At 46.7% G+C, this 21,805-nt stretch carries 23 protein-coding genes and 1 other annotated feature; of the genes, 20 read left to right on the top strand and 3 right to left on the bottom strand.

The window, feature by feature from the left end; translation table 11 throughout:
* Positions 1 to 28: 28 nt before the first annotated feature.
* A complete protein-coding gene (locus ABDB98_RS13285; protein ID WP_060964580.1) occupies positions 29 to 1,228 on the bottom strand; it encodes an MFS transporter in 1,200 nt (399 codons plus the stop codon).
* A gap of 183 nt (positions 1,229 to 1,411) precedes the next feature.
* On the opposite strand from ABDB98_RS13285, the gene ABDB98_RS13280 reads away from it, so the two are divergent.
* The 9 genes from ABDB98_RS13280 to thrS all read left to right on the top strand — a co-directional run bounded on the left by ABDB98_RS13280 (position 1,412) and on the right by thrS (position 10,746).
* Entirely contained in the window at positions 1,412 to 1,798 is a 387-nt protein-coding gene (locus ABDB98_RS13280; RefSeq protein WP_049627153.1) for a winged helix-turn-helix transcriptional regulator, read from the top strand.
* Between the two features lie 207 nt (positions 1,799 to 2,005).
* Positions 2,006 to 3,028 carry a glyceraldehyde-3-phosphate dehydrogenase gene (locus ABDB98_RS13275; protein ID WP_060964581.1) on the top strand — a complete coding sequence of 341 codons (1,023 nt, stop codon included), beginning with the start codon at positions 2,006 to 2,008 and terminating at the stop codon, positions 3,026 to 3,028.
* 238 nt (positions 3,029 to 3,266) lie between these two features.
* A complete protein-coding gene (gene speD, locus ABDB98_RS13270; RefSeq protein WP_003152471.1) occupies positions 3,267 to 3,647 on the top strand; it encodes an adenosylmethionine decarboxylase in 381 nt (126 codons plus the stop codon).
* A 249-nt stretch (positions 3,648 to 3,896) separates the two neighbouring features.
* Entirely contained in the window at positions 3,897 to 4,355 is a 459-nt protein-coding gene (nrdR, locus tag ABDB98_RS13265) for a transcriptional regulator NrdR (RefSeq protein WP_003152473.1), read from the top strand.
* A gap of 110 nt (positions 4,356 to 4,465) precedes the next feature.
* Complete coding sequence (locus ABDB98_RS13260) at positions 4,466 to 5,875, top strand: replication initiation and membrane attachment family protein (RefSeq protein WP_438420370.1); 1,410 nt, start codon at positions 4,466 to 4,468, stop codon at positions 5,873 to 5,875.
* Positions 5,876 to 5,899: 24 nt separating this feature from the next.
* The gene (gene dnaI / locus ABDB98_RS13255) at positions 5,900 to 6,835 is read left to right on the top strand and encodes a primosomal protein DnaI (protein WP_270353822.1); all 936 of its coding nucleotides are present in this window, start codon (positions 5,900 to 5,902) and stop codon (positions 6,833 to 6,835) included.
* A gap of 31 nt (positions 6,836 to 6,866) precedes the next feature.
* Complete coding sequence (locus ABDB98_RS13250) at positions 6,867 to 7,508, top strand: TVP38/TMEM64 family protein (protein ID WP_438420369.1); 642 nt, start codon at positions 6,867 to 6,869, stop codon at positions 7,506 to 7,508.
* Between the two features lie 65 nt (positions 7,509 to 7,573).
* Complete coding sequence (gene ytxC / locus ABDB98_RS13245; protein ID WP_016938621.1) at positions 7,574 to 8,404, top strand: putative sporulation protein YtxC; 831 nt, start codon at positions 7,574 to 7,576, stop codon at positions 8,402 to 8,404.
* A gap of 410 nt (positions 8,405 to 8,814) precedes the next feature.
* Positions 8,815 to 10,746 (top strand): threonine--tRNA ligase, encoded by a 1,932-nt coding sequence (gene thrS, locus ABDB98_RS13240; protein WP_438420368.1) that lies wholly within the window; start codon positions 8,815 to 8,817, stop codon positions 10,744 to 10,746.
* A 45-nt stretch (positions 10,747 to 10,791) separates the two neighbouring features.
* Here the strand turns inward: thrS and ABDB98_RS13235 are convergent, their stop codons facing one another.
* Complete coding sequence (locus ABDB98_RS13235) at positions 10,792 to 11,586, bottom strand: HAD family hydrolase (protein ID WP_060964584.1); 795 nt, start codon at positions 11,584 to 11,586, stop codon at positions 10,792 to 10,794.
* Between the two features lie 187 nt (positions 11,587 to 11,773).
* Between ABDB98_RS13235 and ABDB98_RS13230 the strand changes: the two genes are divergently transcribed.
* The 8 genes from ABDB98_RS13230 (at position 11,774) to ABDB98_RS13195 (ending at position 17,351) form a co-directional block, all read left to right on the top strand.
* On the top strand, positions 11,774 to 13,555 hold the full coding sequence (locus ABDB98_RS13230; RefSeq protein ID WP_438420367.1) for a LytS/YhcK type 5TM receptor domain-containing protein: 1,782 nt from the start codon (positions 11,774 to 11,776) through the stop codon (positions 13,553 to 13,555).
* Positions 13,533 to 14,267 carry a LytR/AlgR family response regulator transcription factor gene (locus ABDB98_RS13225; protein ID WP_438420366.1) on the top strand — a complete coding sequence of 245 codons (735 nt, stop codon included), beginning with the start codon at positions 13,533 to 13,535 and terminating at the stop codon, positions 14,265 to 14,267. Before ABDB98_RS13230 ends, ABDB98_RS13225 begins: the two co-directional genes overlap by 23 nt.
* Positions 14,268 to 14,397: 130 nt before the next feature.
* Positions 14,398 to 14,838: an antiholin-like murein hydrolase modulator LrgA gene (gene lrgA / locus ABDB98_RS13220; RefSeq protein WP_016938627.1), complete on the top strand. Its 441-nt coding sequence runs from the start codon at positions 14,398 to 14,400 to the stop codon at positions 14,836 to 14,838.
* Positions 14,839 to 14,850: 12 nt separating this feature from the next.
* Positions 14,851 to 15,534: an antiholin-like protein LrgB gene (gene lrgB, locus ABDB98_RS13215; protein WP_060964588.1), complete on the top strand. Its 684-nt coding sequence runs from the start codon at positions 14,851 to 14,853 to the stop codon at positions 15,532 to 15,534.
* A 181-nt stretch (positions 15,535 to 15,715) separates the two neighbouring features.
* Positions 15,716 to 15,846: a sequence feature (ribosomal protein L20 leader region), on the top strand.
* A gap of 58 nt (positions 15,847 to 15,904) precedes the next feature.
* Positions 15,905 to 16,426, top strand: a complete 522-nt coding sequence (gene infC, locus ABDB98_RS13210; protein WP_071543361.1) for a translation initiation factor IF-3 — start codon at positions 15,905 to 15,907, stop codon at positions 16,424 to 16,426.
* Positions 16,427 to 16,438: 12 nt separating this feature from the next.
* Positions 16,439 to 16,639, top strand: coding sequence for a 50S ribosomal protein L35 (gene rpmI / locus ABDB98_RS13205; protein WP_003152493.1), 201 nt, complete (start codon positions 16,439 to 16,441; stop codon positions 16,637 to 16,639).
* A gap of 31 nt (positions 16,640 to 16,670) precedes the next feature.
* Positions 16,671 to 17,030: a 50S ribosomal protein L20 gene (gene rplT, locus ABDB98_RS13200; RefSeq protein ID WP_007613019.1), complete on the top strand. Its 360-nt coding sequence runs from the start codon at positions 16,671 to 16,673 to the stop codon at positions 17,028 to 17,030.
* Between the two features lie 57 nt (positions 17,031 to 17,087).
* The gene (locus ABDB98_RS13195; protein WP_438420365.1) at positions 17,088 to 17,351 is read left to right on the top strand and encodes a DUF1294 domain-containing protein; all 264 of its coding nucleotides are present in this window, start codon (positions 17,088 to 17,090) and stop codon (positions 17,349 to 17,351) included.
* Between the two features lie 13 nt (positions 17,352 to 17,364).
* Here the strand turns inward: ABDB98_RS13195 and ABDB98_RS13190 are convergent, their stop codons facing one another.
* Positions 17,365 to 17,757, bottom strand: a complete 393-nt coding sequence (locus ABDB98_RS13190; protein ID WP_016938630.1) for a hypothetical protein — start codon at positions 17,755 to 17,757, stop codon at positions 17,365 to 17,367.
* A 182-nt stretch (positions 17,758 to 17,939) separates the two neighbouring features.
* Here ABDB98_RS13190 and ABDB98_RS13185 point away from each other — a divergent pair, with 182 nt between their 5' ends.
* From ABDB98_RS13185 to araA, 3 genes are all read left to right on the top strand, one after another.
* The gene (locus tag ABDB98_RS13185; RefSeq protein WP_016938631.1) at positions 17,940 to 19,025 is read left to right on the top strand and encodes a M42 family metallopeptidase; all 1,086 of its coding nucleotides are present in this window, start codon (positions 17,940 to 17,942) and stop codon (positions 19,023 to 19,025) included.
* Between the two features lie 141 nt (positions 19,026 to 19,166).
* Positions 19,167 to 20,132 (top strand): glycoside hydrolase family 43 protein, encoded by a 966-nt coding sequence (locus ABDB98_RS13180; protein ID WP_438420364.1) that lies wholly within the window; start codon positions 19,167 to 19,169, stop codon positions 20,130 to 20,132.
* Between the two features lie 178 nt (positions 20,133 to 20,310).
* On the top strand, positions 20,311 to 21,804 hold the full coding sequence (gene araA / locus ABDB98_RS13175; RefSeq protein WP_438420363.1) for an L-arabinose isomerase: 1,494 nt from the start codon (positions 20,311 to 20,313) through the stop codon (positions 21,802 to 21,804).
* The last annotated feature ends 1 nt before the right edge of the window (position 21,805 follow it).

Raw genomic sequence — 21,805 nt, 5'->3', positions numbered from 1 at the left:
AAAAAATCAAAATGCGCTGAAGAAAAACTCACCTCCTTTCAAGGACAGTGCGATCCCGCTTTTCAAGCTTTCTGCTCCATCCGGTTAACACGACCGCGCTGAGCACCATTAACGCCCCGATCCAAGCGGTATGAATAATCCCGATTGAATCTGTTATAATCCCGCCGGCAAAAGAACCGATTGCAATTCCGGCATTAAATGCCGCGATGTTTAAGGCTGATGCTGTATCAACGGCGCTTGGCGCAAAACGTTCACTCAGCATCACGACATATACCTGAAGCCCAGGCACATTCATAAACGCCAACAGCCCCATAAAAATAATGGTGATTAATCCGGCTGTTTTAAACGGCGCGGTAAAAGTCAGGACAAACAGCACAGCCGCCTGGACAATGAACATGTAAAACAATGCTCTCAGCGGATTCCGATTTGATAACCGGCCGCCGATCATGTTTCCGATGGCAATCGCAATTCCGTAAACAAGCAGGATGGCCGCGACGGTTTCTTTCTGAAAACCGGTTACTTCCTGAAGAAGCGGAGATAAATACGTAAACACGACAAACGTTCCGCCGTAGCCTAACGCTGTAATAATAAATAAAAGCAGCAGCCGGCCGTTTTTGACGAGTTTGATCTGTTCGGAAAATGCGGTCTTCGTTCCTTTGCGCAAATGTGACGGAACGAGAAGCGCATTTGTGAGAAATGCAATGATTCCTACCGCGACGATGACGGCAAATGCGATTCTCCACCCGAATTGCTGGCCGAGATAGGTCCCGAACGGAACACCGGTCACTGTAGCCACCGTCAGCCCCGTGAACATGATGGAAATCGCGCTTGCTCTTTTATGCTCTGGCACGATATTGGCGGCGATTGTTGCCCCGATTGACATGAAAATGCCGTGGGAAAAAGCCGAAATGACCCGCGCCGCCAGTAAGACGCCGATTGAGGAAGCGCTCGCTGCAAGTGTATTTCCGGCGATAAAAATCAGCATCACCCAGAGCAGCAGCGTTTTCCGCGACATGCCTGATGTAAGAGAAGTTAAAACCGGCGCGCCGAATGTCACGCCCAGAGCATACATGGAAACGGTAAGTCCCGCCGTTGTCACAGGTATGTGCAGATCATGAGATATAAGCGGCAGCAGTCCGACGCTGATAAATTCGGTTGTGCCGATCGCAAAAGCGCTGACGGCTAATGCCAGCAGCGCTGGTAAATAGCTTTGGCGATGTGAAGACATCTGTTTTCCTCCTTGAACGATAATGTATGGTTGAAATGATGCCGGGTAAACGATATAAGTATAAGAGTACATTCCTTTTCAGCCGGCAAATGTCATTATGATCGATAGATGAGTCATTGAAAAGAACGTACTTTTAAGTGCCATAGGCACTTTTTAGTTCCTATAGATGAGGAGGAATTACCGTTGCTGAAGAAAAAATACAATATATCTGTAGAGGCGACGCTAGAAGTGATCGGCGGAAAATGGAAGTGTGTGATCCTCTGCCACCTGATGCGCGGAAAAAAGCGGACAAGCGAATTGAAGCGGCTTATGCCGGACATTACCCAAAAGATGCTGACACAGCAATTGCGGGAATTGGAAGCTGACGGCGTCATCAATCGGATCGTGTACAATCAGGTGCCGCCGAAAGTGGAATACGAATTGAGTGAATACGGCCACAGCCTGGAAAGAATTTTAAACGCGCTGTGCGACTGGGGCGCGATGCATATTTCTAAACGGTACGGCGAGGTGTCATCCGTATTAGAGGACAGCATTTTAAATGACAAATTTAAAGATCCGGAACAAATATAAGAAAAAAGCAGGCAGCCAGAGATGCTGATCCTGCTTTTTTTATGGAAAAAAGATCATTTTATATGCAAAAAAACCGATTGAACAACATATTGATCGGTATAAGGGCGGATTTTTATCAAGTTGTACTGGCGGATTTCTTTTAATGTGTTATACTATATGTAATTAAAATTAAATTAGAGTGGCATATTAAAAAGGGGTGACCTGGGCATGAAGGTAAAAGTAGCGATCAACGGGTTTGGAAGAATCGGAAGAATGGTGTTCAGAAAAGCGATGGAAGATGATCAAATTCAAATAACAGCCATTAATGCAAGCTATCCCCCGGAAACGCTTGCTCATTTGATAAAGTATGACACAATTCACGGCAAATACGAGCAAGAAGTCGAGACCGCCGAAGACAGTCTGATCGTCAACGGAAAACATATTATGCTGTTCAATCGGCGGGACCCGAGAGAGCTTCCGTGGAAAGAGTGCGGAATAGACATCGTTATAGAGGCAACGGGAAAATTTAATTCAAAAGAAAAGGCGATGAGCCATATTGAAGCAGGGGCGAAAAAAGTTATTTTAACGGCTCCGGGTAAAAATGAAGACGTTACCATTGTCATGGGAGTGAATGAAGAGAAGTTCAATCCGGATGAACATGTGATTATTTCAAATGCATCCTGCACGACAAACTGTCTTGCACCGGTCGTCAAAGTGCTTGATCAGGAATTTGGGATTGAGAGCGGCCTGATGACGACCGTTCACGCTTACACGAATGACCAAAAAAATATCGACAATCCGCATAAAGATCTGCGGAGGGCGAGAGCGTGCGGAGAATCCATCATTCCGACTTCTACAGGCGCGGCTAAAGCGCTGTCGCTTGTGCTGCCTCATCTGAAAGGAAAACTTCACGGCCTGGCTCTGCGGGTTCCTGTTCCCAACGTGTCCTTAGTGGACCTTGTCTGTGACCTGAAAACAGATGTGTCGGCCGAGCAAGTGAATGCCGCTTTCCAACGAGCCGCAAAGACGTCAATGTACGGCATTCTTGATTATTCGGATGAACCGCTCGTTTCTTCGGATTATAATACGAATTCACACTCGGCGATCATTGACGGGCTGACGACAATGGTGATGGAAGACCGAAAAGTAAAGGTGCTCGCCTGGTATGACAATGAATGGGGATATTCCTGCCGGGTCGTTGATCTTATCCGCCACGTCGCCGCGCGAATGAAACACCCGTCAGCTGTGTAGAATAAAGATCATGGACATTTGTTAGAAAAAACCCTTAACGGCATATTTGCAAAAAAACACTCCTTGCAAAATAAACTTAAACACAGTATACTATCTTTCGTGAACTTCTTGCTCGTGACTGCTTCGGAATTACTTAAAGGGTTAGGACCTCTCCGGACTAACTTTCCCCCGTGGTAAATGGCCGGGTCAGTTCTCGGAAATTCACTTTTTTAATTCTTGTTAAGGGGGGTCCATGATTATGGAAACAATGGGGCGTCACGTCATCTCCGAGCTGTGGGGATGCGATTTTGATAAGCTCAATGACATGGATTTTATTGAAAAAACGTTTGTAAATGCTGCTTTGAAATCAGGAGCTGAAGTGCGCGAGGTCGCATTTCACAAATTTGCACCGCAAGGCGTAAGCGGAGTCGTTATTATCTCTGAGTCACATTTAACGATTCACAGTTTTCCTGAACACGGATATGCAAGCATTGATGTTTATACTTGTGGAGACCTGGATCCTAATGTGGCTGCTGATTACATTGCGGACGCATTACATGCAGATACAAGAGAAAACATTGAAATACCGAGAGGAATGGGGCCTGTACAGATTAAACAGGCACAAGCGAAAGTACTGTAATTTTCAAAACGCAAACACAAGGGAGCTAAGCTGAAAAAGCCATTACGCGCTTTGAAGCTGATGCTCCTTTTCTAATGTAAAAAAACAGCATTGCTTTTTCTTTAAGCAATTTTTTTGTAAAATAGAGAAAGATAAGGCCGGTCTATCGGCTCTCCCAACACAATAGGCTCATCCTAGATACGTTGGCGGGCATTTACCGGAAGCTTGCGAACCGCATTACAGCAATGAAACAGATGGGAGCTGATCCAATTGAAATGTCCTTCATGCCAGCATAACGGTTCCCGCGTACTTGATTCACGGCCTGCGGACGAAGGGAAATCAATCCGCAGAAGGCGGGAGTGCGAAGCCTGCCATTACCGCTTCACTACATTTGAGAAGTTTGAAGAGATGCCTCTGATCGTCGTGAAAAAAGAAGGCGTCCGGGAAGAATTCAGCCGTGAAAAAATGCTGCGCGGATTAATTAAAGCCTGTGAAAAAAGGCCCGTTCCTTTAAAAACACTTGAAGACATGTGCTTTGACATTGAAAAAGAGCTGCGAAACCAAGGCGTATCTGAAGTCAAAAGCGAACTTGTCGGAGAAATGGTGATGGACCGGCTGGCGAAAATAGATGAGGTGTCTTATGTCCGCTTTGCCTCGGTCTACCGGCAGTTTAAAGATATAAACGTGTTTATTGATGAATTGAAAGATTTAATAAAGAAAGAGCGCTAAAGAGCTAAGAGATGATGTCTGGCTCTTTTCTCATGAGCAAAATTGGCATTTGATACATGACGGAAACGGTGTAAAATGAGAGTAGAAACATATCGGAAGGTTTGAGAATCATGGCTGACTATTGGAATGACGTATTGCCTGTAGATCCTTATACGGTCAAAAGCCGTTCGCTTCTTCAGGATGTCGACAGACAGGTTTTGACACATCTGTACCAGCCGCTGATCGGTTCATTTGCATTCTCTCTGTATATGACTTTATGGGGGGAGCTTGAGCAGAACCGTTTGTGGGGAGCTGAATCCACGCACAGACAGCTGATGGGCATGATGCAGGCAAATTTAAAAAAGATTCATCATGAACAGGGGAAGCTTGAAGGAATCGGGCTGCTGAAAGTGTATATCCGGGAGTCCGAGCAAAAGGAACGGATGTTTATTTATGAGCTGCTGCCCCCGCTCAGACCGAATGATTTTTTTGAAGACGGCATGCTGAATGTCTTTCTTTATAACAGAGTCGGTAAAACGAAATACCAGCAGCTGAGACAATTTTACACGCATCCTTCCGTCGGCGCGGATGCAAGGGAAATTACGCGTCCGTTTAATCACGCCTTTGCCTCTTTTCAGCCGAGCGAATGGAAAATGACGCCGGATATGGAAGAAGCGATGAAGCTCCCCGAGGACTATGAGACGGCGTCTGTCGGACAAGCGCCTTCCTATACGGTGACGGAGGAAGTGTTTGATTTTGAGCTTTTCATGGCGGGACTGTCAGAAACGATGATACCGCGCAAATCAATCACGCAGGACGTGCGGGAGAGCATTAAAAAGCTTTCATATTTATACGGAATAGATCCTATCTCCATGCAGCACGTCGTCATGACCGCAATTAATGAACAAGATACGATAACGGCCGAAGCGCTGAGGAAAGCGGCCAGCGACTGGTACCAAATTGAAAGAGGCGGGAAGCTTCCGGAACTGATTGATAAAACACAGCCTGTCCGTCTGCGGGAAAACAAGACGGAAAAGGACGATTCATTGAATGCCGAACTCATTGCACAGCTTGAGACCATATCACCGAGAAAGCTTCTTCAGGACATTGCGGACGGGACCGAGCCGTCCAAAGCAGACCTGCAGATCATCGCCGATATTATGTTCGAACAGAAGCTTGAGCCCGGTGTCACCAATGTGCTGATTTATTATGTCATGCTGAAAACGGATATGAAGCTGTCCAAAAACTATATTCAAAAAATCGCCGCTCACTGGGCCAGAAAGAAAGTAAAAACGGTCCGGGAAGCAATGAAGCTCGCAATAGAAGAGCACAGGCAGTATCTTGATTGGGCGGACGGGAAAACAAACGGCGCGGCGCGCGGCAAAAAAACCGTCCGGGAAGAAAAGCGCCCTGATTGGATGAAAGAAGAAGAAACCGGGAAGAAGTCTGAACAGCCGGCTCTTTCCGCGGAGGATCTTGAAGAACAGAAGAAAAAAATGATGGAAGAAATGAAAAAACTGAAAAAATACTCTGCCTACTGAGACAGAGAAGCGGGGTGATTCTGAATGGAACCGATCAGCCGATCCTTAGAAGGCGTGACGAAGAGACCTGACTTTCAAAAACGCTTGGAACGAATGCAGCAGCAAGTCATGGCCGACAAAGACGTCCAGGCTTTTTTGAAGGAACAGAAAGATGTAATTAATCAAAGCATGATTGACAGAGGGTTAAATAAACTGTACGAATACGTTCAGCAAAGCAAGCGGTGCGCCTTCTGTTCAAAAGACAACGAGACGAACAGCCTGCTTGAAGGCTATCATCCGAAGCTTGTGATCAACGGACGTTCTATTGATATTGAATACTACGAATGTCCGGAAAAGAGAAAGCTTGACCGCCAGAAAAGACAAAAGTCCCTGATGAAGAGCATGTATATCCAGCGGGATCTTCTCGGCGCGACGTTTCAGCAGATCGACATTACAGATCCGAGCAGACTTGGCATCTTCCAGCATGTGACGGATTTTCTGAAGAGCTATAATGAAACGGGCAAAGGCAAAGGGCTGTACCTGTACGGAAAATTCGGAATCGGAAAGACATTTATTCTAGCCGCCATTGCCAATGAGCTGGCGGAAAAAGAGTATTCATCAATGATCGTATATGTTCCCGAATTTGTCAGAGAGCTGAAAAACTCGCTCCAGGATCAGTCGCTGGAGGAGAAACTGAATATGGTCAAAACGACGCCCGTCCTGATGCTTGATGACATCGGAGCGGAGTCAATGACAAGCTGGGTCAGGGATGAGGTCATCGGCACCGTGCTTCAGCACAGAATGAGCCAGCAGCTTCCCACGTTTTTCTCGTCTAATTTTTCACCTGACGAGCTGAAGCATCATTTTACGTATTCACAGCGGGGAGAAAAGGAAGAGGTAAAAGCGGCAAGACTGATGGAGCGGATTTTATATTTGGCTTCGCCTGTCCGTCTTGACGGGGAAAACCGCCGCCGTCCATAATGCCGGCGTCCAAAGGGAAGGATTTGAGGGAATGAGGAATAAGAAGGCTGTCACATGGGCTGCGGCTGCGGCGGGAGCGGGCCTTTTGCTGTGGGCAAACCGCAAATATCTGAATCTGTCGCCTAAGGAGATCCGTCTTTGGGTGTTATCGTTCGGTGTCTTTGCGCCGCTTGTGTTTATCGGAATTTCCATCGTCAGGCCTTTTGTGCTGTTTCCCGTATCAATCGTTTCCGTCGCCGGAGGATTGGCGTTCGGACCGTTTTTCGGCACCGTGTATACGCTGGCGGGCTCAATGGGCGCTGCGGCCGCGTCTTTTTTTGCGGCCGGGCTGTTTGCCTTTAAAGAAAAAAGCCGTCACGGAAAAATGGAAGCCATTCAAAAGCAGATGATAACCAATGGCTTCTTTTATATTTTTATCCTTCGCATTCTGCCTGTGAATTTTGATGTGATCAGCTATGCCGCGGGCCTTTCGAAAGTCAGGCCGATGACGTATTTTTTGGCGACCGCAGCGGGAATCATTCCGGGGACGATCGTCCTGAATGTGCTTGGCGCGAGCTTTATGTCCGGAAATATGCTGACCGTGCTCGGAGTGATCTGTCTTTATATCGTGTTTTTATCGCTTCCCCTCATCTTTAAGAAGAAGGTCCGCCATTTGTTCGGCGGTGAAAGCTAACCTTTACGTCTATTTTAAAAACATCCCCCATATACTTGTAACAGATGCCGTAAGGGGGGACAAATATGCTTGAAGTGATCTTTGAAGATGACCACGATACCGCCGCTTTTTTACATCTCATTCAGCAATCGGACGACCGGAGACATTTTATTGTCCGTGAAGGCATAAAAAAAGTCGGAATCGCAAGGTCTGAATCGGCTTTTTGCGTTCAGCGCTTTATTGAGCCGATTCTGGTCAGATTTTTTTTAGAATGTAAAGAAGACGAGCATATGCTTTCGCTTATTGAAGACGAATACTGCTTCACCGATCAGGATGAACAGCAGCAAATCCTTCAGCTTGCACACAGCATTATGGAAGGAGAGCTTGATGATCATCCGTTTGAGCCGAAGAAAGAGCCGCGCACACAGTTTATTTCAGAAGCGCTCCGGACGATTTCACTTGATGCGGGTGTTTTTTCCGTGCGTTCGTTTCAGACGTTCCGGCTCGGCAGGTATTATGAGCGGCTCAGGGAATACACCGAGGCTGCGATAGATGAATATCGGATGGAACAGGAATATCAAAACTTTATCCAGTCTTTGAGAGATTACGTGACATCCAATCCGCCGCGGATGAAGAAAGTCCATATCGTACATGACCGGGCTTTTACACTGTGGGAGCTGCGCTATGTGTCAGAACGGGAACAAAAAAAATACATAGACAGACGGTTTGTGCGGGAGCACCCGATGTATATAGATTCCCACCTGCTTGCGCCGCTGATCTCCATCGCGCCTGAGACGGTAGAACTGTATACGGACAAACCGGAGCATATGATGTCCAGAACGATCCAAAACGTGTTTCAGGAGCGGGTGCGTCTTTTTCCGTTAGGCGCGTTTGCGGCGGAAAAGACGGAAGGATAGCTGCACAGACGGCCTTGCGGCAGCAGCGGGGCTGTCTGTGCGAAATCAGACGGAAAACCGAGTTGCATTTTTCTCACAGACATTTTATAATACATAACAGATTAATGATTGCTACACGTATTGATAAGGACATGAAGCATTGATACCGGCTTTATAAGAGAGGAGAGCCCAGGCTGAAAGCTTTCCAGCTATGGATCATTGTCTTTACCGCCTTTGAACTTCAGCTGTGAACGCCGGAATAAGCGCCAGTAATAGCTGACGGGAACTCCCGTTACAGAGTTTAGAGCCGCAGGTGCCGAAAAAAACCGGCCGCGCGGAAAAAAGGGTGGAACCACGATTCCGTTTATTTAACCTCGTCCCTTTCATAGGGGGCGGGGTTTTTGATTTGCATAAAAAAAGGAGTGACGAAGATGTCAGATATGATCAACATCACATTTCCGGACGGAGCGGTAAAGGAATTTCCGAAAGGAACAACAACAGAAGATATCGCGGCATCCATCAGTCCGGGATTAAAGAAAAAGTCTTTAGCCGGAAAACTGAACGGACAGGAAATTGATTTAAGAACGCCGATTCAAGAGGACGGTGCCGTAGAAATTATTACAGAAGGCACAGAAGAAGGCCTGAATATCATGCGGCACAGCACGGCGCATTTATTGGCTCAGGCGATTAAACGCATTTATAAAGATGTGAAATTCGGAGTCGGTCCCGTTATTGAAAACGGGTTCTATTATGACGTTGAAATGGAGCAGGCGCTGACGCCGGATGATCTTCCGAAGATTGAAAAAGAAATGAAACGCATCGTCGGTGAAAATCTGCCGATCATCCGAAAAGAAGTGAGCCGTGATGAAGCAAAAGCCATGTTTGCGGAAATCGGCGATAATCTGAAGCTTGAACTGCTGGATGCCATCCCAGAAGGAGAAACGGTCTCCATTTATGAGCAGGGCGAATTTTTTGACCTCTGCCGCGGCGTCCACGTGCCGTCTACAGGAAAAATTAAAGAATTTAAGCTGCTCAGCCTTGCAGGCGCATACTGGCGCGGCGACAGCAAAAACCAAATGCTTCAGCGCATTTACGGCACGGCTTTCTTTAAAAAGGATGACCTGAAAGAGCATTTGCGCATGCTTGAAGAAGCGAAAGAACGCGACCACAGAAAACTGGGCAAAGAACTAAAATTGTTCGCCAACTCTCAAAAAGTCGGACAAGGCCTGCCGCTCTGGCTGCCGAAAGGCGCGACCATCCGCCGCGTGATCGAGCGCTACATTGTGGATAAAGAGCTGAGCCTTGGCTATGAACACGTGTATACGCCTGTTCTCGGAAGTAAAGATCTGTACGAAACATCAGGTCACTGGGAACATTATCAGGACGGCATGTTCCCGCCGATGGAAATGGACAATGAAACGCTTGTGCTCCGTCCGATGAACTGTCCTCACCATATGATGATTTACAAACAGGACATTCACAGCTACCGCGAGCTTCCGATCCGCATCGCCGAGCTCGGAACGATGCACCGTTATGAAATGTCAGGAGCGCTTTCAGGTCTTCAGCGCGTACGCGGCATGACGTTAAATGACGCACACATTTTCGTCCGCCCGGATCAGATTAAAGAAGAATTCATCCGTACGGTCCGTTTGATTCAAGACGTATACGAAGACTTCGGCCTGAGTGATTACACATTCCGCCTGTCTTACCGCGATCCTGAAGATACGGAAAAATATTTTGATGATGATGAGATGTGGAATAAAGCGCAATCCATGCTGAAGGCAGCAATGGATGAAATCGGCCATGATTACTATGAAGCGGAAGGCGAAGCGGCGTTTTACGGTCCTAAGCTTGACGTGCAGGTGAAAACGGCGATCGGCAAAGAAGAGACATTGTCAACCGTGCAGCTTGACTTCCTTCTTCCGGAACGCTTTGATCTCACTTACGTCGGAGAAGACGGCAAACAGCACCGTCCAGTCGTTATTCACCGCGGCGTCGTGTCAACGATGGAGCGTTTCGTTGCTTTCTTAATCGAAGAGCACAAAGGCGCCCTTCCGACATGGCTTGCGCCTGTACAATTCCAAGTCATTCCTGTATCACCGTCTGTGCATCTTGACTACGCGAAAAAAGTGCAGGAGCGCCTGCAGCGCGAAGGCCTGCGTGTCGAGCTTGACAGCCGGGACGAGAAAATCGGCTATAAAATTCGTGAAGCGCAAATGCAAAAAATCCCGTACATGCTTGTGGTCGGTGACCAAGAAGCTGAAAACGGCGCGGTAAACGTCCGGAAATACGGCGAGCAGAAATCCGAAACCGTTTCATTGGACGATTTTGTGAAAAAGGCTGTAGCCGAAGCGAAAAAATAACCAGACACACAAAACCCCCCATTCTGAATGAATGGGGGGGTTTTTTTATTTTTGTTTCTGCTTCTCTATAATCGCAAACAGCTCGTGAAGATCGCTGATCACATAATCAGGCGTAATGTCTGTTTCATTTTTCTTATTCGTCCGGTTTACCCACACCGTCGTGATGCCTGCCCGTTTCGCTCCCAAAATATCAGTGTTGAGATTATCTCCGACCATTATGGCATCTTCTTTTTTCAGCTTCAGGAGGCTGAGGCAATGTTCAAATATGGAGGCATCGGGTTTCCCTTTTCCGAAAGCGCCTGAGATGACGATTTCATTAAAATAAGGCGCAAGCTCAGGAACGCCGGCAAGCTTTTCTTTCTGCAGGCTGGGATCGCCGTTTGTCAGCAGAAGCAGTTCATAAACACCTTTCAGCTTATCAAGCACCGCAAATGTTTCATCATACACATACGGGCGCTGTCTGCGTTCCGCCGCGAAAAACTCCGCCAAATATTCGCCGTAAGCCGCATCGTCTATGCCGACACTTTTTAAGCCGTTCGTCCAGGCGTTTCGTCTGTATTCCGGCGCAATCTGATTCAGCTGTTTAAATCCTTCGCTGACCGGCTCGGAAAAATTCGCCCACAACCCTTCAAACGGATTAATGCCGATCATGACCGTATAAGGATAGGTTTCGTATGACATATACAATTCCCGTGCCGCTTTCCGAACCGCTTCTTCAAAAGTGTGCGGGTCAAGGCCATATTTTTTTTCCGCTTGTAAACATGTTTCCCTGAATGTTGTTCTGACGCTCTTTTCATCCCATAACAGTGTATCGTCCAAATCAAAAAATACGGCTTTCATGATCTTCTCCTCTTTGTTATATTCTGAAACTCTCTGCCGCAAGGCTCCCGTTTATTCTACAATAGATACATAGACTGCGAAAGATTTGTTTTCAGATGATTTGAAAAAAACAGGCATATTTGTGTCATATTCTGTCTCAAGCGTTAAAACGTGATAAAATAAAATTTGAAAGAACAGGTGAAAAAGCATGCTGCATTTGATCATTATGATGCTGGAAAGAGTCGGAATAATCGTCATATTGGGCTTTGTTCTGGCTCATACCAGATTGTTCAGACAGGCGCTCCAGCAGCCTGAGAGCTATAAAGGCAAAGCGGTGCTGATTTCAATTTTCTCGCTGTTCAGTATCATCAGCAACTATACGGGAATAGAAATTCAGCAGAATACAATCATGAATAATGACTGGGTGTTTCAAATTAATCCGTCCGGTTCAATTGCCAACACGCGGATTATGGGTGTTGAAATCGGCGGACTCTTGGGCGGCCCGTATGTAGGGATCGGTGTCGGCATACTGTCCGGCCTGCATCGTTTATCACTAGGCGGCGCGACCGCAGTCAGCTGTGCCGTCTCATCCGTTTTAGCGGGGGTTTTGTCCGGCTGGATCGGGCGGTATTTCAGAAAACGCTATGCAATGCCGACACCGCGAGTGGCCGCGCTGGTCGGGCTCGGGATGGAATCATTGCAAATGCTGCTCATTCTGTTAATGGCCAAGCCGTTTTCTGGCGCTTGGACGCTAGTGAGCATCATTGGCATCCCGATGATATTGGTAAACGGGTCAGGGACTTTTATTTTTCTTTCGATCATTCAATCGATGATCCGGAAGGAAGAACGGGCAAGAGCTCTTGAAACCCACAGGGTGCTGATGATTGCCGACCAGACGCTTCCGTTTTTCCGTCAGGGGCTGAATGAAAGCTCATGCAAAAGCGTCGCTGCCATCATCCACAGGCAAACAGGAACGGACGCGGTATCGCTTACGGATAATGAAAAGATTTTAGCTCACGTCGGCGCGGGTGCCGATCATCATATTCCGTCTGAAAGCCTGATCACCGGATTGTCAAAACGCGTCATTAAAACGGGGCAAATTATGAAAGCGACATCAAAGGAAGAAATTGAATGCACGCACGATCCCTGTCCGCTGAATGCGGCGATCGTATTGCCGCTGACGTCAAACGGCAAAACAATCGGGACGCTGAAAATGTACTTTAAAAGCCCGTCAGGTTTAAGCCGGGTTGAAGAAGAGCTCGCAGAGGGGCTCGCCATGCTGTTTTCCACCCAGCTTGAACTCGGCGAGGCGGAACTGCAGAGCAAATTGCTGAAAGATGCAGAAATAAAGGCGCTTCAGGCACAGGTCAATCCGCATTTTCTGTTTAATGCAATCAATACGATTTCTGCTCTTTGCCGTACGGATGTGGAAAAAACCCGAAAGCTTCTGCTGCAGCTCAGTGTCTATTTCCGTTCCAACCTGCAGGGCGCCAGGCAGCTGCTCATCCCGCTTTCTAAAGAACTGAACCATCTGCAGGCATATTTGTCATTGGAGCAGGCCCGTTTTCCCGGGAAATATAAAATCAGCCTTGAGATTGAAAACGGTTTGGAGGACATCGAAATTCCTCCTTTTGTGCTGCAGATCCTCGTCGAAAATGCGCTCCGCCATGCATTTTCAAGAAAGCAGGACAGCTGTGCCGTTAATGTCAGCGTGGTATCCGCCGGCCCGTCGGTTTTAATGCGGGTGGGGGACAATGGGCGGGGAATTGATCCGGAATTGCTGTCCGTTCTCGGAAACCGTCCGCTGCCGTCTAAAGAAGGAACGGGAACCGCGCTTTACAATTTAAATCAGCGGCTGATCGGGCTGTTCGGTCCTGAAGCCGCGCTGCGATTGGAAAGTGAGCCCCAAAAAGGTACGGACGTATCATTTGAGCTGCCTTTGAAACTGATGACTAAAGGAGAAGAACATGCTGAAGGTGTTAATCGTTGATGATGAAATGCTGGCAAGGGATGAATTAGCTTATTTGCTGAAACGGACGAATGAAGTAGATGACATAAACGAGGCGGAAAATATTGAATCCGCTTTTGACAGCATGATGGATCAAAAACCGGATCTGCTGTTTTTGGATGTTGATTTGTCAGGAGAAAACGGATTTGACATTGCCAAGCGGCTGAAAAACATGAAAAATCCGCCGGCTGTCGTTTTTGCGACGGCGTATGACCAATATGCATTACAGGCCTTTGAAGTCGATGCGCTAGACTATTTAACAAAGCCTTTTGATGAAGAAAGAGTCCGCCAGACAATCAGAAAGTTTAAAAGAGTGAAGCAGGACAGGGCAGAAGCCGTCTCAGAACAGCCGTCCGCAGCCGGAGCGCATAAGCTTGCGGTATCAGCCGGCGAATCCATTGTCATTTTAGATACGAAGGATATTATTTTTGCGGGCATGGAGGACGGGCACGTTTCCGTCAAAACGTTTGCCGCGTCTTATTCCGTTCATGAAACCTTGGCTGTCATTGAGAAAAAACTGCCTGAGACGGGCTTCTTGAGGGTGCACCGCGCGTTCATCGTGAATACGGAGCATATTACGGAAATTCATCCGTGGTTTAATTCGACCTACAATCTGATTTTAAAAGACGGCTCTAAAATCCCCGTCAGCCGTACATACGCAAAGGACTTAAAAAAGCTGCTTCATATTATATGAGGCGGCTTTCTGCATTTCAGCAGCCGTTTTTTGCATTTCAGATTGAATATTCTGCCGTTTATGGTGAAAGCGCTTAATAAGTCGGTTTCTTTTTTATAATGGACCTAACTTAGAGAAAGAGGTGAAGAAAATGAGTGCGAAAAAAGTGTACGGATTTCTGACACAAGCATTTATTTTTGCCGGCATTATGCTCATATCTAATGGGATTGCAGCGATTGTCCCCATTCCTATACCCGCTTCCGTAGTAGGTTTGGTGCTATTATTTGTCCTTTTATGCCTGAAAGTGATAAAACTTGAACAAGTAGAAACGCTGGGAACATCATTAACGTCACTGATCGGATTTTTATTTGTCCCGTCGGGCATCTCCGTGATGAATTCACTTGGCGTCATGCAGCAGTACGGCGTGCAGATCGCACTCGTCATCTTACTCGCCACCATCATTCTGTTAGGGGCGACGGGCCTTTTTTCTCAGCTGATTCTGTCAGTCAGCCAAAAACGTCAGAAGGCAGCTCCGGCTGATAAACAAACGGTGCGCCGTTCCAATCAAGAAAATGAACTTGTGCAGCATTAGGAGGGAAATCGGATGAGTCCATATTTCGGTATTGTCGTTTCACTTGCGGCCTTTGGCATCGGTACGTATTTATTTAAAAAAACGAAAGGATTTTTCCTCTTTACCCCGCTGTTTGTCGCGATGGTGCTTGGCATCCTTTTTCTGGAGCTCGGCGGTTTTTCATATGAAGATTATAAAAGCGGCGGAGACATTATTAAGTTCTTCCTGGAGCCCGCGACGATTGCTTTTGCCATTCCTTTATACAAACAGCGTGACAAGCTGAAAAAATACTGGTGGCAGATCATGTCATCTATCATTGTCGGCTCTATCTGCTCAGTCACGATTGTCTATCTGATCGCAAAAGGCATTCATCTTGACGCGGCCGTTATGAAAAGCATGCTTCCGCAGGCGGCGACAACGGCAATTGCCCTTCCGCTGTCAAAAGGGATCGGCGGCATCACCGACATCACCGCTTTCGCCGTCATTTTCAACGCCGTCATTGTCTATGCTCTCGGGGCTTTATTCTTAAAACTGTTTAAAGTGAAACATCCGATCTCTAAAGGACTGGCTCTCGGCACTTCCGGACACGCACTCGGTGTTGCGGTCGGTATTGAGATGGGAGAAGTAGAAGCGGCAATGGCAAGTATCGCGGTTGTCGTCGTAGGCGTGGTGACGGTGCTGGTCATCCCGGTATTCGTTCAGCTCATTGGTGGATAAACCCGGATCATACATCCGGGTTTTTTTATTGTCCGGCCCATCCGCGGACGGCAAAGAACGAAATTTCACATTTTTCCTTGCGCTCCCCCCGGTGCCGTGTTAAAATGAAAAAGTTGATCCGGATAAGTCATTCTTGACTAACGCTCCGGTATTGTGTAGAATAGTTATTGAATTGAATATAAATCACAAGCAGAGGCACCCGCTTCTCACCTGATTGACACATTCATGTAGTTGGCAGGTTGACCGTACATTTTTATTTATGCAGATGTTCGTAGTGTGGGTGTGTTGTCATGCCCGCACTTTTTGTTTGCCTGCAGAATGCAGTCAAAACGCGTTGTGAATCAATTCGAAGAAACTATGGAGGTGGCTCATTATTAGCAAAGATCAATTGGTTAATGAGGGTATCCGTGCACGTGAAGTTCGTCTGATCGGACAAAATGGCGATCAGCTCGGCATCAAGTCCCGTCAGGAAGCACTTGAAATCGCCGGCCGCGCAAATCTTGACCTTGTGTTAGTTGCAGCGAATGCAAAACCGCCTGTCTGCCGCATTATGGACTACGGTAAGTTCCGATTCGAGCAGCAGAAAAAGGACAAAGAAGCACGCAAAAATCAAAAAATCATTAACTTAAAAGAAGTTAGATTAAGTCCGACAATCGATGAGCATGACTTTAACACGAAATTGCGCAATGCGATTAAATTCCTTGAAAAAGGCGATAAAGTGAAAGCTTCTATCCGCTTTAAAGGGCGCGCAATCACTCATAAAGAAATCGGCCAGCGCGTATTGGACCGTTTCTCTGAAGCATGTGCGGAAGTTGCGACAGTCGAAACAAAACCAAAAATGGACGGCCGCAGCATGTTCTTAATGCTCGCGCCGAAAAACGAAAAGCAATAAGGAGGAAATCCCATGCCAAAAATGAAAACTCACCGCGGATCTGCTAAACGTTTTAAAAAGACAGGTTCTGGGAAGTTAAAACGTTCTCATGCATATACAAGTCACTTATTCGCCAACAAATCCCAAAAGCAAAAGCGTAAGCTTCGCAAGGGTGCTATTGTAAGCGCAGGAGACTTCAAACGTATCAAACAACAGCTTGCCAACATCAAGTAATCGGACAAGGAACAATTAGGAGGGAAATATAATGCCAAGAGTAAAAGGCGGAACTGTGTCGCGTCAGCGTCGTAAAAAGGTTCTTAAATTAGCAAAAGGTTATTTCGGTTCAAAACATAGATTATACAAAGTAGCAAACCAGCAGGTCATGAAATCTGGAAACTATGCTTTCCGTGACCGTCGTCAGAAAAAACGTGACTTCCGTAAGCTTTGGATCACTCGTATCAACGCAGCTGCTCGTATGAACGGTCTTTCTTACAGCCGTTTAATGCACGGTCTTAAGCTTTCAGGCATCGAAGTAAACCGCAAAATGCTTGCTGATCTTGCTGTAAACGATCTTACTGCTTTCAATCAGCTTGCTGATGCTGCTAAAGCTCAGTTAGACAAGTAAGTTGAAAAAAGCCGCTCTCTTTCCGGGAGCGGTTTTTTACGTAAAGGGTGACAATTAATGGCTCTCTTCATTTATGCCGTATTGATAAACGGATACGGCTTTTGGATCATGGGCGCTGATAAAAGAAGAGCGAAAGCGCACAGGTGGAGAATATCAGAGAAACGAATATGGCTCACAGCCGCCATGTTCGGCTCACTCGGCGTATGGCTCGGCATGCGCACCTTCAGGCATAAGACAAAGCACAAAGCTTTTTTATACGGGGTGCCGCTGCTTTTTCTCGTTGAAGCCGTCCTTGTGCTGATCTATTTGAATGATAAATAAAAAGCAGGAGGGCTCAGCGCCCGCCTGCTTTTTTTGCTTTTTTAATGGGCTGGTCCCAATCAATCTTGCAATTCGGGTACCGCTCCAATACCTTTTTCTCAACTTCTTCGAAATCATCTGCAGAAAAGCTGCTCAGCTTTTCCGGAGTCTCGGTCCATACAAATATCGTATGAATAAACAGCGGATGGTCTTTGGAAGGGATATGCTTCTCTCCTTCAAAGAGCACTCCTTTATAAGTAAGCTGGAGATTTTTTCGCGTGTTTTTCTGTTCATCAATAAAATAAAAATTTTCTTTTGATTGTGCCAGTCTGAGCCTTCTCTTCGGGTTTGCGTAGAATTTGACCGCCATGTAAATAAAATAAATAAGAAGTGCAAGCAAGACAATCCTGAATACTGTAATGGCCATCTGTGTGAAGGCACCTCCTCACCTTTGTCATGATCTGATGTAATACGAAAAACAAAACAAAAGGTTTCATTTTTTTATAAGAAATAGATAAAAACATTTACCCGTTTTTCAGGCGAATTAATCGTATGCTTTAGCATTGGTTCTGTATAATAAGAAGGGTAGTGAAAAAAGGAGGTTTATTGATGACAAAATTAGATGAAACGCTCACCATGCTGAAAGCGTTAACGGACGCAAAAGGGATACCGGGAAACGAGAGAGAAGTAAGACAAGTGATGAAATCATACATAGAACCATTTGCCGATGAGGTCACAACCGATCGGCTGGGAAGCTTAATCGCCAAAAAAACCGGTGAAGAAAACGGTCCGAAAATCATGATCTCAGGCCATTTAGACGAAGTCGGTTTTATGGTGACGCAAATCACTGATAAAGGCTTTCTCCGCTTCCAAACCGTCGGCGGCTGGTGGTCTCAGGTGATGCTGGCCCAGCGCGTCACCGTCGTGACAAAAAAAGGAGACATCACGGGAATCATCGGTTCGAAGCCGCCGCATATTTTACCGCCTGACGCCAGAAAAAAAGCCGCCGATATCAAAGAGATGTTCATCGATATCGGAGCGTCCAGCCGTGAAGAAGCAATGGAATGGGGCGTTCTTCCGGGTGACCAGGTTGTGCCGTATTTTGAATTTACAGTGATGAACAATGAAAAACATTTATTGGCGAAAGCATGGGACAACCGTATCGGCTGTGCGATTGCCATCGATGTATTAAAAAATCTGAAAAACAGCGATCATCCGAATGAAGTATACGGAGTGGGAACGGTTCAGGAAGAAGTCGGGCTGCGCGGGGCTAAAACAGCGGCGCATACCATCCAGCCTGATATCGCGTTCGGTGTGGATGTCGGAATTGCCGGAGATACACCGGGAATTTCTGAAAAAGAAGCGCAAAGTAAAATCGGCGAAGGGCCGCAAATTATTCTGTATGACGCATCTATGGTCTCTCACAAAGGGCTGCGCGACCTTGTCGTAAACACGGCGGAAGAAGCGGGAATTCCGTATCAATTCGATTCCATTGCCGGAGGCGGCACGGATTCAGGTTCCATTCATTTAACCGCAAACGGAGTGCCGGCGCTGTCCATTACGATCGCAACACGCTACATTCACACTCATGCCGCTATTTTGCATCGGGATGATTATGAGAATACGGTAAAATTGATCACAGAAGTAATTAAAAAATTAGACCGGGAAACGGTTGACCGTATTACATATCAATAATGATACGGAAGAATCTGCTTTTTTCAAGCAGATTCTTTTTTTGTCTGTACAAATATAATCACGATAGCTACAATAAGAAAAGACATAGAAAAATCTTACAGAACATTTTTGTAAGCGCTTTAAAAAAGGGGGGGTTATGAAATGAAAAACAGATTCAAACGCATGATCCGCTTTTCGTGCGCAGCCGTCACAGCCGGGCTGCTGCTGCTGTCTTCGTCCCCGGTATCTGCCGCGTTTTGGGGTGCGTCGAATGAATTGCTGCACGATCCGACAATGGCGAAAGAAGGAAACACGTGGTACGCGTTCGGAACCGGTTTGGAAGGTGAGAGGGGGCTTCGCGTCTTAAAGGCGGGCAGCGGCGGCGTGTGGACCGTTCAGAAATCAATTTTTACTTCCCCGCTGTCTTGGTGGGGCAATTACGTGCCGAATTACGGGCTGAATCAATGGGCCCCCGATGTTCAATTTTATAACGGAAAGTATTGGCTGTATTATGCCGTTTCTTCATTCGGTAAAAATACCTCCGCGATCGGTCTCGCTTCATCGGCAAGCCTCAGCTCAGGAAACTGGAAGGACGAAGGGCTCGTCATCCGGTCGACAAGCGCAAATAATTATAATGCAATTGATCCGGAGCTGACAATTGATAAAGACGGAAATCCATGGCTTGCCTTCGGTTCTTTTTGGAGCGGCATCAAGCTGACAAAGCTCGATAAAAACACAATGAAACCGACCGGATCCCTTTATTCCATCGCCTCAAGACCGAATAACGGCGGAGCTTTGGAAGCGCCTGCCATCACCTATCAGAACGGCTACTATTACTTAATGGTGTCATTTGATAAATGCTGTTCAGGGGTGAATAGTACGTACAAAATTGCTTATGGAAGATCCAAAAGCATCACCGGTCCATATCTTGATAAAAGCGGGAAAAGCATGTCAGAAGGCGGAGGGACGATTCTTGATTCCGGCAATGACCGCTGGAAAGGCCCGGGCGGCCAAGACATTGTGAACGGAAATATTTTAGTGCGTCATGCGTATGATGCCGAAAACAGCGGAATCCCGAAGATGCTCATCAATGATATCGATTGGAGTTCAGGGTGGCCATCCTATTAATTGAGCAGCCGGGCATGTGTGTCCGGCTTTTTACTTGCAATAAAAGATTGACAGTTTGATTCCTCCTTAACTATAATAAAATTGTTCGTACAAATAAAAGGTTAAAAGTTTAATATTTTAATTTATACGTATATTTTTAAATGCAAGCGCTTTATTTTGACAGGAAGGGGAAATGAATGTGCTTCAGAACAAAGATTATGAATTTTGGTTTGTGACGGGGAGCCAGCACTTATACGGAGAGGAAACGCTACAGCTTGTCGATCAACACGCAAAAGGGATATGTGACGGTCTCGGCGGAGTGTCATCAAGATACAAGATCAGGCATAAAGCGGTTGTTACGTCATCTGAAACAATCAGAGAGGTTTTGCGGGAAGCGCAGTATCAAGAAGACTGCGCCGGGATCATCACGTGGATGCATACATTTTCTCCGGCGAAAATGTGGATTGAAGGTCTTTCCGCCTTTCAAAAGCCGATGCTTCATCTGCATACCCAATATCATCGTGACATTCCGTGGGAAACGATTGATATGGATTTTATGAACAGCAACCAATCCGCCCACGGAGACCGGGAATACGGATATATCCAGTCAAGAATGGGGCAGACGAGAAAAGTCATTGCAGGTTATTGGGATGACGAAGAAGTTAAACGTGACATTTCACAATGGATGAATACTGCTGCCGCTTGGAATGAAAGCAGGCATATTAAAGTTGCCCGGTTCGGCGACAACATGCGGAATGTAGCCGTGACTGACGGAGACAAAGTCGGCGCCCACATTCAATTCGGCTGGCAGGTTGACGGATACGGAATCGGCGATCTTACCGAGGTGATGAACAATGTCACCGATGCAGAAATTGAAGCGCTTTATGAAGAATACGACAAATTGTATGTCATCAGCGACGAAACGAAACAGGATGAAGCAAAAGTTTCTTCCATTAAAGAACAGGCGAAAATTGAACTCGGGTTAACGGCTTTTCTTGAACGGGGCGGATATACAGCGTTTTCGACCTCCTTTGAAGTGCTGCACGGAATGAAGCAGCTTCCGGGGCTTGCCGTTCAGCGTCTCATGGAAAAAGGGTACGGATTTGCCGGCGAAGGCGATTGGAAAACGGCTGCCTTGGTGCGAATGATGAAAATAATGGCGGACGGAAAACAAACCTCCTTCATGGAAGATTACACGTACCATTTTGAGCCGGGGCGTGCGATGATTCTCGGATCACATATGCTTGAAGTATGCCCGACAATTGCCCTTGATCGGCCGAAAATCGAAGTCCATCCTCTCTCAATCGGGGGAAAGGAAGACCCCGCCCGATTGGTCTTTAACGGAATCGGCGGTTCAGCCATCATCGCAAGTATCATTGACATCGGAGGGCGGTTCCGTCTCATTCTGAATGAAGCGGAAGGCAGGGAAATTGAACATGACATGCCGAATCTGCCTGTGGCGAGGGTGCTGTGGAAGCCTGAGCCATCGCTGAAAACGGCTGCGGAAGCATGGATTTTGGCGGGAGGCGCCCATCATACCTGTATGTCCTTTGGGCTTACGGCTGAACAGATGCTTGACTGGGCTGAAATGGCAGGCATTGAAAGCATCTTTATTTCCCGCAATACCGAAATACGTGAGCTGAAAAAAGAGCTGAAGTGGAATGACGCATTATACCGGCTGGGAGGGAATTGAT

The organism is Bacillus siamensis, assembly GCF_051628075.1.
In the GTDB taxonomy this organism is placed as follows: Bacteria; Bacillota; Bacilli; order Bacillales; family Bacillaceae; genus Bacillus; species Bacillus siamensis.
This window is presented reverse-complemented; position numbering and strand designations above follow the sequence as displayed.

What these genes read in the sequence shown, in the direction of transcription:
- thrS (WP_438420368.1), top strand. Translation starts at nt 8,815, where the DNA reads ATGTCAGATATGATCAACATCACATTTCCGGACGGAGCGGTAAAGGAA.
- ABDB98_RS13180 (WP_438420364.1), top strand. Translation starts at nt 19,167, where the DNA reads ATGAAAAACAGATTCAAACGCATGATCCGCTTTTCGTGCGCAGCCGTC.
- ABDB98_RS13260 (WP_438420370.1), top strand. Translation starts at nt 4,466, where the DNA reads ATGGCTGACTATTGGAATGACGTATTGCCTGTAGATCCTTATACGGTC.
- ABDB98_RS13190 (WP_016938630.1), bottom strand. Translation starts at nt 17,757, where the DNA reads ATGGCCATTACAGTATTCAGGATTGTCTTGCTTGCACTTCTTATTTAT.
- ABDB98_RS13235 (WP_060964584.1), bottom strand. Translation starts at nt 11,586, where the DNA reads ATGAAAGCCGTATTTTTTGATTTGGACGATACACTGTTATGGGATGAA.
- ABDB98_RS13185 (WP_016938631.1), top strand. Translation starts at nt 17,940, where the DNA reads ATGACAAAATTAGATGAAACGCTCACCATGCTGAAAGCGTTAACGGAC.
- ABDB98_RS13250 (WP_438420369.1), top strand. Translation starts at nt 6,867, where the DNA reads ATGAGGAATAAGAAGGCTGTCACATGGGCTGCGGCTGCGGCGGGAGCG.
- ABDB98_RS13285 (WP_060964580.1), bottom strand. Translation starts at nt 1,228, where the DNA reads ATGTCTTCACATCGCCAAAGCTATTTACCAGCGCTGCTGGCATTAGCC.
- ABDB98_RS13230 (WP_438420367.1), top strand. Translation starts at nt 11,774, where the DNA reads ATGCTGCATTTGATCATTATGATGCTGGAAAGAGTCGGAATAATCGTC.
- ABDB98_RS13195 (WP_438420365.1), top strand. Translation starts at nt 17,088, where the DNA reads ATGGCTCTCTTCATTTATGCCGTATTGATAAACGGATACGGCTTTTGG.
- ABDB98_RS13225 (WP_438420366.1), top strand. Translation starts at nt 13,533, where the DNA reads ATGCTGAAGGTGTTAATCGTTGATGATGAAATGCTGGCAAGGGATGAA.
- ABDB98_RS13275 (WP_060964581.1), top strand. Translation starts at nt 2,006, where the DNA reads ATGAAGGTAAAAGTAGCGATCAACGGGTTTGGAAGAATCGGAAGAATG.
- lrgB (WP_060964588.1), top strand. Translation starts at nt 14,851, where the DNA reads ATGAGTCCATATTTCGGTATTGTCGTTTCACTTGCGGCCTTTGGCATC.
- speD (WP_003152471.1), top strand. Translation starts at nt 3,267, where the DNA reads ATGGAAACAATGGGGCGTCACGTCATCTCCGAGCTGTGGGGATGCGAT.
- dnaI (WP_270353822.1), top strand. Translation starts at nt 5,900, where the DNA reads ATGGAACCGATCAGCCGATCCTTAGAAGGCGTGACGAAGAGACCTGAC.
- rpmI (WP_003152493.1), top strand. Translation starts at nt 16,439, where the DNA reads ATGCCAAAAATGAAAACTCACCGCGGATCTGCTAAACGTTTTAAAAAG.
- rplT (WP_007613019.1), top strand. Translation starts at nt 16,671, where the DNA reads ATGCCAAGAGTAAAAGGCGGAACTGTGTCGCGTCAGCGTCGTAAAAAG.
- ytxC (WP_016938621.1), top strand. Translation starts at nt 7,574, where the DNA reads ATGCTTGAAGTGATCTTTGAAGATGACCACGATACCGCCGCTTTTTTA.
- lrgA (WP_016938627.1), top strand. Translation starts at nt 14,398, where the DNA reads ATGAGTGCGAAAAAAGTGTACGGATTTCTGACACAAGCATTTATTTTT.